The organism is Haloquadratum walsbyi C23, assembly GCF_000237865.1.
GTDB lineage: Archaea > Halobacteriota > Halobacteria > Halobacteriales > Haloferacaceae > Haloquadratum > Haloquadratum walsbyi.
This window is the reverse complement of record NC_017459.1, coordinates 780,237-792,565: the sequence shown is the minus strand read 5'-3', so window position 1 is coordinate 792,565 and position 12,329 is coordinate 780,237. Positions and strand designations below refer to the sequence as shown.

Genomic DNA, 12,329 nt, shown 5'->3' with positions numbered 1-12,329 from the left:
TGCACTCGACAGGAGCGACAATCGATAGCTAATTTGGACTGCTACGATATTAACGACTATACTGATGAACAAGCACACATCAGCTAATAAAAAATAGACACTGACGCGTGCGAATGCCAATATATCATACAACCAACAAATACAAATTATGACCGAAGATGAAGATATCTCAAGAGAGAGGATGCGCGTTGAATCAGATGTTGAGAATCAAACAACAGAAGTAATTAGATTAGGGCTTGTTGTTGCTGAGTTCAATAGCTCAGTCACGACTGAGATGGAGACAACAGCAGAGGAAACCGCGGCTGACCGGGATGCAATGATTAACACAACACTCTCTATTCCAGGTGTGTACGATGCACCTCTCGCCGCAGATCGATTAGCCCGTCGTGATGATATTGATGCTGTTGCTGTTATTGGAGCCATTGTAACCGGTGACACCGACCATGATCAAGTGATTGGCGACGCAGTTGCACAGAGATTGACCGATGTCAGTCTTGAGCGTGATATCCCAGTCACATTTGGTGTTTCTGGTCCGGGACAGAGTGGTGCGGAAGCACGCGAACGTATCGAGAAAGGTGCGGAAGCGGTAAACGCAGCCGTCGATATGGTGGAGATGTTGGTATGAATTTCGAGTTTGCATCCCGTATTGAACGGGTCGAGCCGAGCGCAACGTTGGCGATTAGTAACAAAGCAAGCGAACTGGAGGCAAATGGCGTTGATGTCGTTGATCTCTCCGTTGGTGAGCCCGATTTCCCGACACCACAAAACGTCGTCGAGGCTGGGAAAGATGCAATGGATGCTGGTCACACAGGATATACTCCGTCGAATGGGATCCCTGAACTTCGAGAGGCGATTGCTGCACGACTTCGGGAGGGTGGGATTGATGCTATTGATGAGGAAATCATCGTAACCCCTGGTGGCAAGCAAGCATTATATGAAGCATTTCAGGTATTAATTGATGATGGGGATGAAGTCGTCTTACTTGATCCTGCTTGGGTTTCATATGAAGCGATGTCAAGACTCGCTGGGGGGTCATTAACACGCGTTGATCTTGAACCATATTCGTTCCAACTTGAACCGGGGCTTGATGATCTCGAAGCAGCCGTCTCAGAAGAAACCGAATTGCTCGTGATTAACTCGCCGTCAAATCCAACAGGTGCGGTATATACTGACGCTGCACTTGAAGGTGTCCGTGATCTCGCAGTTGAATATGATATTACCGTTGTTTCTGATGAGATATATGATAAGATCACATACGGAGTCGAACAGACGAGTTTGGCATCGCTTTCAGGAATGGGCGATCGAACAATAACGATCAATGGATTTTCGAAGGCATACTCAATGACTGGATGGCGACTTGGATATGTTCATGCACCCAGTGCACTAATTGATCAGGCTGCAAAATTGCATTCACACTCTGTCTCGTGTGCGGTGAATTTCGTCCAGCGTGCCGGTGTTGAAGCTATCGAAAATACTGATGATGCTGTTGTTGAAATGCGTGATGCGTTCCGCGAACGGCGAGATATGCTTGCAGAACTATTCGAATCACATGATGTTGATGTGCCAATCGGTGATGGCGCGTTCTACATGATGTTACCCGTTGATAATGATGATCAAGCGTGGTGCAGTGGTGCAATTGAAGATGCACATGTCGCAACTGTTCCTGGCTCAGCGTTTGGTTCTCCAGGACATGCGCGAATTTCGTATGCAGCGAGTGAGGACCGACTTCGCGAGGCTGTCGGACGGCTTGCAGAACATGAGTACATCTAATTTACCCTCATATTCTTGCTGAGTAAAGTTCACAGTGATGTATTGTGTTCTCTGATATTGAGGGCAGAGTGATCGTCTCTTAGAATCGCAGTCGGTGGACTTCGATAAAGTAAGAAACACGCCTCGTACTTTTGTGCACGTAGTCCTGAACGACAGTGTGTCATTGGACATCAATGAATTGCCGGTGTCCGCAGCCGTTCGCGAACATTATTATGATGCAGGTATCACGCAGCTTTATCCTCCGCAAGAAGCCGCAGTAAAAGCAGGCGTTGTCGATGGAGAAAACGTCATTGTTGCAATCCCAACTGCCGCTGGAAAGACGCTCATTGCGCAATTAGCAATGCTGACAGCCGATGGACCTGCGTTATATATCGTTCCGCTTAGAGCACTTGCACGAGAAAAATATGAGACATTTACTGCACTCCCTGGTATTGACGCTGCAATCTCAACCGGAGACTTTGATGCGGCTGAAAACGATCTAGAGACCGCCGATGTTGTGGTTGCAACAGCTGAAAAGGTCGATTCTGCAATTCGAAACGGCGCGTCATGGGTTGATAAACTAGCTTGCGTTGTTGTTGATGAGGTCCACCTCCTTGGAAGCGCCAATCGTGGTCCAACACTCGAGATAACCCTTGCAACAATACAGCGACGAGCATCAGGTGTGCAGGTTGTCGCCCTTTCAGCAACAATTGATAATCCAGAAGAAGTTGCATCATGGCTAGATGCAGAACTTGTTTCCTCAACATGGCGACCGGTCTCACTACGAACAGGTGTCTATGATGCAAGCGATGAGACGGTCATCTTTGATGATGGAAATCGATTACCAATAACAGCAGACAGTGACTCTCCGCCTGAAACCGCAACCGATCTTACCGAAAGCGATGATACATCGACCGATGCTGACACAAAAGCGACGATTTCGCTTGTTGCCGATGCAGTTATCTCAGGCGGACAATGTCTTGCATTTGTCCGATCACGTCAAGAAGCAGCATCACTCGCCAAGCAATTAGCTGATGTGGGATTTGGGGCAAATCCAGAACTTGCTGAGGATATACGCGACATTGGAACGACACCAACCGGAAAGCAACTCGCAGATGCAGTAACTGCTGGCGTTGCATTTCACCATGCTGGACTTCGAAGCGATCATCGAATTCTCATTGAATCAGCGTTTCGCAATCGTGACCTCCGCGTGATTTGTGCAACCCCGACGCTTGCTGCAGGAGTAAATGTCCCAGCGCGGCGTGTCGTTGTGCGAGATTTAAAACGGTATACAGGGGAGAAGATGGCATGGTTGCCCGTTCTTGAAGTACATCAGATGTGTGGGCGCGCTGGTCGACCGCATCTTGACCCATATGGAGAAGCAGTCCTCATTGGCGATATAACAAATAAAATCGATTCAAGCGATGCACAGACATCCGCAGATGGTGAGCAAAAAAGTATCCGGACAGAATCAAGATGGCGTCGATATGTTGATGCCGGTCCCGAATCTATTGAATCACAACTTACAGCCCGCAACGCACTGAGAACACACGTTCTTGCACTTATTGTCGCTGGATTCGCTGACTCAAAAAATCAAGTGCTTGATGTATTAGATTCAACGTTTTTTGCACATCAATCGTCGACAGCAGATCTCACCGCTGTCATTGATGATGTTGTGGCTGAACTTATCGAAATGGGACTGCTCACAACAGAAACAACAAATACAGCACTTGCTGCGACAGCAGTGGGTAAGACTGTTTCACAACAATATATTCAGCCAACAACAGGTGCGGAACTCGTTGATGGAATCCAATCGATTACATCGATACCGACAGAGCAGATATCGGTTTTAACCGCGCTCGAGGTCGTATGCGGGACGCCTGATATGCATGATACATATCTAGGAAATCGTGAACGAGCTGATCTGTATCGGTTCGCAACAAGCAATATGGATACATTTGTCACGAATCTCAGTGAGATTGATGATTTTGAATCATGGCTCTGCACGATTAAACTCGCACAGATACTCACTGCATGGAGTAATGGGGTGACAATCGATGAGATTGTTGAAAGATATCGAGTCGGTCCTGGAGATATTGAATCACATGTTGAGCGAGCGCGATGGTTGCTTGGAACCGCAGATGCACTCACGGAGACGCTTGGCGTTGACGTTGACATATTCGCCGAGGGGCATACACAGTTATAAAAGAGAAGCTCCCAGCGCTCAGAGATCAAGAATCTCGGCGTGAAGATAGCTCGGGAGTCACTGAAGCATCATCCGTTGAATCCTGTAACATACTAGTTTCTCTGAGAAAACCAACAGCAATCACAAAGGTCGCTGCACCGGCGGTATTAACAACGAGATCAACAACAGTATCAATCAGATAAAACCGAAACGTCCAGTCATACCAGAACGTTTTGAACACGAATTCATATACCTCAAATCCACTTCCAATCGCAAGCACGGCTGGAATGACCCAATATGGGATTGTTGTGGTTGATGATCGAAATGTCAGTCCAAGAACCGCTGCAACACCAAAGCCACTCAGTGAGTGCGTGAGAAGGTCCCACCACGACACGGTAGTATAGATATCATAATATAGCCCGCCAAAATGTAATCCTGAAACACTGATAGACCATAGTCCAATAATCACCCAGCCATATCGAAGTGAACCACTTTTGTTGATGTCACGTCTGAATTGGGTAATCAAAAGACGTGGCCACGAATGAACGCGAGTGTGTGTTGGATATCCAGATGTTTGGCGTGTGATTTGGAGTGCAATAACTGAGAGTAAAAATGAGCCGACTCCAATAATAGCTCGCAAAGAGACATGTTGCGACTGGAAGGTAATCATTGCGTACGCCTCGATAATACGCTAATAAGTATCTTCTTGTTAGTATATCAGCTAGCAATACCATGATTTCCGCATTTACTCCAGAACGATTCTCTCAACCAGTGTGAACCAACCCCGGGGTCAAGCCCCGAAGCAGTCGCCTCGAACCGCCTGTACATACCGCTTTAGACTTCAAATCGCATGAAAATCTCTGTATTGTTGATGATTACCGTGTATATTGTTGAATAAGCGACCGAAGAGTCGATTCATCGCGGACACCAACAATTTGTTCAACCGTCTCAGCATCATTAAATAGGAGCAGTGTTGGGACACCACGAACTTGATACTGCTGGGCAAGCGATTGGTGCTGATCGATATCAACCTTTAGGACAGTGGCAGCAGTTTCAGCAGCGAGAGATTTGACCGTCGGTTCGAGCATCTGACATGGACCACACCAGTCGGCATAGAAGTCAACAAGAACAACATCATGTTCCGTCACTGCGGCATTGAACTCATCAGCACTGGTAATATGAATCGGGTCAGTTGGGGTCTTAGCAGTGGTTGCTTCGTTATTTGTTGTGTCGTCTTCGGTGTCTTCGGTGTCTTCGGTTAATTTTTGTTTTAGTTCTGAGCGCTTTTGTGCACGGATGTCAGCGAGGTCGCTATCGGATTGTGAATCACTCATCACAATAGCTTAGGACCTGATTTGATAAAATAGTTTTGTGCATATGTTCCAATACTACATACCCGTTCAGCTATCATATGATTGTCTCTGAGTGACGTTACAGCGGGAGGGATGCCCTGTTGCAGAAAAACAAAGTGAGTATGTCCTGACTCATTGGCGAAGTAATCCCGATTTTGTCCTTTATACTTCTACTATCATATGAATTAGCTAAAATCGATCTTCACACCGGATAGATACATGATATGGAAGTATCAAGATGTATACTACTTGGCAAAAATTACCCTGTAGTTAGTTTCTACATTATGAAATTTGGCGTGTTTAGTGAGGGTAGAGAATTCAAGCCTCAGTAGAGCAAGATAGAATATGGGTGGTGTGGGAGCATTATTCACGCGGAAAGATGATACATACAATAATTACACTTCCAATCGCAGTAAATACCACATGCACAATTCCAAACCCAGGAGAGTTTGTTTGAGTTGCAGTTACCCCAGAGGGCGTTGAACGCATTTGCCTGGCGGTTGTTTGCGATACGTTTGATTCCGATGACTCACTAGATGATGTATTAGCCGATGGCGTTGTTGTTTCTAACTGTTGATATTCATCGGATGCTGCTGGATGCGTTGCCTGGAGTATTGTTTCAACTGCGTATATTGCTCGAGGGGCAGGTTGTTGTATATGCTCCGTTTCAACACGGATAATATTGTTATTTTGATATGCTGTTGTGCTGTTGTATGCTGGTGTTTTCGGGAGTGGTGCACTTGTGGGTATGACAATCCAGGTTGGGTCGATCGCGACAACGGATTCATCAGTAATTGGGACAAATCCGGATAAGCCAGCATTTGCAGCACCATTCTCAAGCCCACCTGTTTCGATTATCTCGTCAATAAATGTGTTATTGCCTGAAGTATAGCCATAGAAGACATTCACCCCAACAGGGCGATCAGTATCTTCGGTAACACGCTCGATTCGATTAATCGATTGTTGCAGTTCAGTTGCTCTGGCATCACCAGCCGCACAGTTACCGGTCAATCGCCCGATTCGTTCGGTCTTTTCAATAACGGCTGTAAGCGAGGTTGCCTGTGGGAATACAACCAGTGTTAATCCTTGTGCACGAAGTTGTGCAATGCGGTCAGGTGATGCACTATGAGTACTGTTTGGGACTAACACAAGGTCGGGCGTTGCTGCAAGAACACGTTCAACACTTGGTCCGCCTGCACCTGAGACATTTTGCTTGCTTGCGGTCCCATTGAGATATGATGCATACCGAGAGACACCAACGACTTCATTTTGAGCACCGATTTCCCACATTGTCTGTGCGGCACTTGGATTGAGCGTCACCACCCGATCTGGATCACTCATAATTCTCACGGTTGTTCCTGTGGCATCGGTAACTGTCAGTGGGTATGTGCAGGCTGTTGTCGTGACAGAACTCCCACGATTCTCGGTATTGCTATCCCCTGAGACTGCGGTTGTGGCTGACATTGTGTTATGAACGGTCTTCGAGTTAATGCGTGACGTTGAGTGATAACTGTGAGTATGCATATGATCACTCAATCGGGGGTCAACCGCATCCGTTGGAGTCGGAAGCAAAAGCAAGGTTCCAAGACCACCAGTAACCACGAGCACAATGAGCAGGATATGAGCAATTGACGATAGCTGGGATCGAAGAAGCATTTCAACCGACTCAACTTCGATGTTATGACAACAAGTACTTGTTTACTGCAAGTGCGTTTGTATACGAATCGTGCGTGTTCAATTTCGCGCAATAGTATGGTCGGCTGGCTTGACTGGTGTGCTTTTACTCGCTGTTACGCTGAGTGCTGGCGTTGGTCCGGTTGATATTGCACCGATAACAGTAACATATGTTTTAATCGGGGCAATTGATTCGATGATTGGACTTGGAGTAACCGTCACACAGATACCATCATCGATTCAGCAGACGATTGTGCTGAGTGTTCGTCTGCCACGAATAATCCTTGCAGCACTCGTTGGATTTGCACTTGCGAGTGCCGGAACTGTTATGCAGGGGTTTTTTCGAAATCCAATGGCAGATCCATCGATTATTGGAGTCTCCTCAGGTGCGGCAGTCGGAGCTGTTGCGACAATCGTTATTCCACTACAGATACCATTTGGACTTGAACTGCAAGCAGCGGCATTTACGACTGCAGTTATCACCGCATTCAGTGTCTACGTGATTGCAACCCGCGGTGGGCGGACGCCGACAAGCACCCTATTGCTCGCTGGTGTTGCTGTTCAGGCATTTCTTGGCGCTGTCATTTCATTTTTATTACTGTATAGTGGGGAAAGCATCCAGCGTGTCGTCTATTGGCTCATGGGAAATCTCGGAGGAACAACATGGGGTGACGTTCGGGTCGCTGCGATTGTGGTACCACCGGTATTCGTGCTGCTTGTTGCGTATGCGCGAGATTTGAATGTGTTATTGCTTGGTGAGCGCGATGCACACGCTCTTGGAATTAATGTAACTCGGACAAAACGCATTCTGTTAGCTGCCGCAAGTATTGTCACTGCTGCTGCTGTTGCTGTGACCGGTGTCATCGGGTTTGTCGGCCTCATCGTCCCGCATGCAATGCGTTTGATTGTTGGACCAGATCATCGAATTTTATTACCAACAAGTGCCCTTGCTGGAGCATCATTTCTTGTTATCACTGATACGTTTGCCCGATCCGGTACAACAGCAATTCCAGTCGGGATTATCACCGCGGCTCTTGGTGCTCCGTTCTTTTTGTACCTTTTACGAACAAATGAGGTGACACAACTGTGAGTTCGCCATTCATTACAATTAAAGATCTGTCCATCACCCGTGGATCAGTAACAATTCTCGATGAGATTGATCTCACCGCCAGGGAAGGGGCGTTCCTCGGAGTTGTCGGTCCAAACGGTGCAGGCAAGACAACGTTACTGCGAGCAATTGATGGGTCGATTTCAACGACAACTGGATCCATCCATATTGGGGATATCGCTATTGAATCAGCAGATGCAACAACAATAAGTCAACAAGTTGCATCAGTTCCGCAAGATACCTCAATTTCGTTCAATTTTGACGGACGGACGATCATCGAGATGGGACGAACGCCGCATCGATCGCGATTTGCCACATGGACTGAGACAGATGATACCGCTGTTGAACAGGCAATCAATCAGGTTGATGCTGACTCATTTGTTGATCAACCGGTAACAACGCTCTCAGGTGGTGAACAACAGCGAATACTTCTTGCACGAGCACTCGCACAACAAACACCTGTATTATTGCTTGATGAACCAACAGCGAGTCTCGATATCCATCGACAGATTCAGACTCTCGAATCAGTTGCACGTCTTGTCGAGACGGGCAAAACTGCTATAGCAGCAATTCATGATCTTAATCTTGCAGCACGATACTGTGATATCATATGTCTTCTTACAGAAGGATCAATTACAGCAATTGGTCCACCAGCAGAGGTGCTTACTACACCCACACTCGCAGGGACATTTGGTGGATATCCGGTAGTTACGACAGATCTTATCACCGGGACAGCCAATGTGACAACCTTGCCGGATGAACGCACAAAAACCACCGATAACACAACTAACGACCAATCGACTCATGAGCAACATGACGAAAGTACAATAGTTGGTGATAGTTCTGAATATAGTAGAGAAACATCCAGTCAGCCGATAATTCATATTATCGGACATGGACAACCGGTCATCACAGCCATGTCTGAACTTGTAGCTGCTGGCTATACGGTTACTGTTGGTCCGGCCCCAGCAGGGAGTGTCACCGCAACGGCTGCAGATCGTGTCGCTACATCGATTATGACTACTCCGGCATACAAGCCTATCACCGAATCAATGACGACAGAGCTACGGTCGAAAATCGACGCGGCAGCAGCCGTTGTGCTTGCCAATGTCGATCTAACAAAGAGTGCGAACGCAATTGTGACCGCAGTGGACTATGCTGAAAATATTATTATACTAACACAACAGGATCCACAACAAAAACCGCAACAAGACACGACACACGACAATCTGACACAGACACCTATCGACGAGTTACCATACTCTCGAGATACCGTCAATACGAAGACTACCGATGACAAATCAATTGTATCCGTAATTGAGGAACTACTGGCGTCCGATTGAGAGTATCTGGATTAAATAATAGATAATAAAAGTAAAATACAGAGATATCACCTGGAAAATAAATCTGCGCGGACAGTCGGATGGAATTTATTCGGAGAGTTGATTATCGACAACAATCTTCGGTCTCATGAATATCGCTTTGGTGTCATCTTTGCACATAGCCGACACACTTTTGAGTTGTACAAGCATATCATATAATAGAACGAGGCGACGGACATTCTCGTCGCACTCTTCAATAATTAATATGAGTGACTCCCTTCACGCGCGCACGCGCGAGACTGAGGACGATGAGCAAAGTGATGGTCGTACGTGGCGAGATCATAGTACGACATCTGAACGCCGAGGTACGCGGAATAGCTCGAAAACTACCGGATCAGATGAATCGACAACAGAACAAACTAGCGATGAATCCTCAACAGTTGAGGAGACAGTCCATTGTCCAGAGTGTGAGTCGACAGAACTGATCACCGATGATGAGCGTGGTGAGACAGTCTGTGCAGACTGTGGACTTGTTGTTGATGAGGATTCAATTGATCGTGGACCAGAGTGGCGCGCTTTCGATAGTGCTGAGCGTGATCAAAAGTCTCGTGTTGGTGCTCCAACGACGAAATTGATGCATGACAAGGGGCTCTCGACAAACATTGGCTGGCAAGACAAAGACGCATACGGAAACTCCCTGTCATCAACGCAGCGACAGAAGATGCAACGGCTTCGAACATGGAATGAGCGGTTCCGGACTCGTGACTCAAAAGAACGGAACCTCAAGCAGGCACTTGGCGAGATTGACCGAATGGCCTCTGCGCTTGGACTTCCAGAGAGCGTTCGTGAAACTGCATCTGTCATTTACCGTCGAGCCCTTGATGAGGATCTTCTACCTGGTCGATCGATTGAAGGCATTTCCACAGCGGCATTGCACGCCGCCGCACGAATGGCACAAGTCCCACGAAGTATCGATGAAGTCGCTCGCGTCTCTCGGGTTGATGAGGATGAATTTGAACGAGCATATCGATATATTGTCCGTGAACTCTCATTAGAGATTCAACCGGCTGATCCTGCCGAGTATGTCCCCCGGTTTGCTTCTGATCTTGAAGTGCCGAAGGAGACCGAACGGACGGCTCGAGAATTACTCGAAAGCGCAAAACGTCAAAATGTGCATTCCGGAAAGTCACCGGTTGGACTTGCTGCAGCAGCTCTGTATGCATCCGCACAATTGACAAATGATGAACTCACGCAAGCTGATGTGAGTGAGGTAACAGACATCTCAGAGGTAACCATTCGAAACCGATATCAAGAGTTGCTCGAGGCATGGGATAACCGATCCAATGGATCCGGTGCTGACGCGGCGAGTGCATAATATCTCTTTTTAATCTCCTAGTAGTAATCATGCAATAGTAGCTCGCTACTATCACATTCAGGTCTTGGTTTGTTCATGACTATCCTTACGACTCACTCATAGTGATTAGTGCAGATCTTTACCGCCGTGATTATCCGTGCCGTGATAGGAGCCGCTGAAACCGCGTCATTCGACACCGTCGGTGAAACTATTCGAACTAATCACTATCAATTGAATTGGTGAGAATAGATATGAATAGGCTGCTCTCGAAATATGTAAATCAAATTGACCTGAATAACTAACGCAATGTCTGATGGGATTCCCTGTGTTCGTGTGCCGCCGACCGCAGGTGAACGGACACGAACGATGCTTGCTGAACAGGGGCTTATTGATACACTTTATGAGATTGACACAACAGAGGATTATTTGTACATACCTGTTGTCGACTCAACAGCCGTACCAGATCAGTTTGATATTGTGACGCATGTAGTGAACACTCGCGACGTCTCAACAAGCCCCGCGGATAAACTTGGCTTCGACCCATCATACGAGAGACTTGGTGAGATTATTATTATCGATGAAGACAATCATGAAAAAGCGCGTGAAGTGGCTAAGGCAATTGTTGAATCCGATATTCCAGTCAAAACGGTTCTCAATCGGGACTCGAAGGTGTCTGGACCTCATCGGACCCGTGAATGGGAGGTTCTTGCTGGCGAGGAGACAGAGACATGTCATCGGGAGTATGGATATACGTTCAGATTAGATATCGAATCAGTATACTTCTCACCACGGCTTGCGACTGAGCGTCATCGCGTGATTACCCAGGTTGATGCTCATGATCATGTGATTGATATGTTTGCCGGCGTCGGCCCATTTGCAGTTCCAATGGCTGCTCGTGGTGCCGATGTTGTTGCCGCAGAACTGAACGAAAATGCAGTCGAGTACCTATCAATAAACGCAGAGCAAAATGATGTTGATGATAATTTTACCATCGTTTCCGGAGATGTCCGGACATTGCCTGATTCGTATACAGACTGGGCTGATCGATTGATAATGAATCTCCCACATAGCGCTGATGAGTTCCTGGAAACGGCTATCAGGCTTGCTGGCGATGAGTGTATGATACATTATTATGATATCCAGCATGAGGATACACTTTATCAACCTGGGATTGAGGCGATTCAGTCAGCCGCAGAGCCAAATTATAAACTGACTGTTGAGACACGCCACGAAGTCCGATCATATGCTCCTCATGAGTATAACATTTGTCTTGATGTGCGGTTGCAGAGACGCTAATTCGGAAGTCTTTTGCCCGTTATTGAGATATTTATGAGTGATAAGTGCCGGTGTAGCTCAGCTGGAAGAGCGATTCCTTCGTAAGGAATAGGTCGAGAGTTCAAGTCTCTCCACCGGCTTACGATCGGCTTCGCCTCCGTTATAACTGTTATCGGAAACTAAAAAGCTAATAACTGAATGTTCCGTTTAATAATACATCTTTTGAGAAGCATTTGAATAACTCACCGATGCATCACGGTTCTATCTTGTAGTTTTGGAAACGGAGTTCTGATCTAGCGATAATGGTGGA

The 12,329-nt window shown here is 46.9% G+C and carries 10 protein-coding genes and 1 tRNA gene; 8 read left to right on the top strand and 3 right to left on the bottom strand.

The features are described 5' to 3' along the window. The first annotated feature begins 181 nt into the window (after positions 1 to 181). The 3 genes from ribH to HQRW_RS03485 all read left to right on the top strand — a co-directional run bounded on the left by ribH (position 182) and on the right by HQRW_RS03485 (position 3,955). Positions 182 to 625: a 6,7-dimethyl-8-ribityllumazine synthase gene (gene ribH, locus HQRW_RS03495; RefSeq protein WP_048066956.1), complete on the top strand. Its 444-nt coding sequence runs from the start codon at positions 182 to 184 to the stop codon at positions 623 to 625. Then, positions 622 to 1,770, top strand: coding sequence for a pyridoxal phosphate-dependent aminotransferase (locus tag HQRW_RS03490; RefSeq protein ID WP_011570912.1), 1,149 nt, complete (start codon positions 622 to 624; stop codon positions 1,768 to 1,770). Before ribH ends, HQRW_RS03490 begins: the two co-directional genes overlap by 4 nt. Before the next feature lie 163 nt (positions 1,771 to 1,933). Beyond that, positions 1,934 to 3,955, top strand: a complete 2,022-nt coding sequence (locus tag HQRW_RS03485) for a DEAD/DEAH box helicase (RefSeq protein ID WP_049892249.1) — start codon at positions 1,934 to 1,936, stop codon at positions 3,953 to 3,955. 25 nt (positions 3,956 to 3,980) lie between these two features. On the opposite strand, the gene HQRW_RS03480 is transcribed toward HQRW_RS03485, so the two are convergent. From HQRW_RS03480 to HQRW_RS03470, 3 genes are all read right to left on the bottom strand, one after another. Further along, positions 3,981 to 4,604, bottom strand: a complete 624-nt coding sequence (locus tag HQRW_RS03480) for a hypothetical protein (protein ID WP_014555485.1) — start codon at positions 4,602 to 4,604, stop codon at positions 3,981 to 3,983. Between the two features lie 205 nt (positions 4,605 to 4,809). Continuing rightward, complete coding sequence (gene trxA, locus HQRW_RS03475; RefSeq protein WP_014555484.1) at positions 4,810 to 5,268, bottom strand: thioredoxin; 459 nt, start codon at positions 5,266 to 5,268, stop codon at positions 4,810 to 4,812. A 381-nt stretch (positions 5,269 to 5,649) separates the two neighbouring features. Then, on the bottom strand, positions 5,650 to 6,942 hold the full coding sequence (locus HQRW_RS03470; RefSeq protein WP_049891607.1) for a PGF-CTERM-anchored ABC transporter substrate-binding protein: 1,293 nt from the start codon (positions 6,940 to 6,942) through the stop codon (positions 5,650 to 5,652). 70 nt (positions 6,943 to 7,012) lie between these two features. Here HQRW_RS03470 and btuC point away from each other — a divergent pair, with 70 nt between their 5' ends. The 5 genes from btuC (at position 7,013) to HQRW_RS03445 (ending at position 12,159) form a co-directional block, all read left to right on the top strand. Further along, entirely contained in the window at positions 7,013 to 8,050 is a 1,038-nt protein-coding gene (btuC, locus tag HQRW_RS03465) for a vitamin B12 ABC transporter permease BtuC (protein WP_014555482.1), read from the top strand. Beyond that, positions 8,047 to 9,411 carry an ATP-binding cassette domain-containing protein gene (locus tag HQRW_RS03460; RefSeq protein WP_014555481.1) on the top strand — a complete coding sequence of 455 codons (1,365 nt, stop codon included), beginning with the start codon at positions 8,047 to 8,049 and terminating at the stop codon, positions 9,409 to 9,411. Before btuC ends, HQRW_RS03460 begins: the two co-directional genes overlap by 4 nt. Before the next feature lie 244 nt (positions 9,412 to 9,655). Continuing rightward, complete coding sequence (locus tag HQRW_RS03455) at positions 9,656 to 10,765, top strand: transcription initiation factor IIB (RefSeq protein ID WP_011570905.1); 1,110 nt, start codon at positions 9,656 to 9,658, stop codon at positions 10,763 to 10,765. 285 nt (positions 10,766 to 11,050) lie between these two features. Continuing rightward, positions 11,051 to 12,040, top strand: coding sequence for a class I SAM-dependent methyltransferase (locus HQRW_RS03450; protein WP_014555480.1), 990 nt, complete (start codon positions 11,051 to 11,053; stop codon positions 12,038 to 12,040). Between the two features lie 46 nt (positions 12,041 to 12,086). Continuing rightward, positions 12,087 to 12,159, top strand: a tRNA-Thr gene (locus HQRW_RS03445). The last annotated feature ends 170 nt before the right edge of the window (positions 12,160 to 12,329 follow it).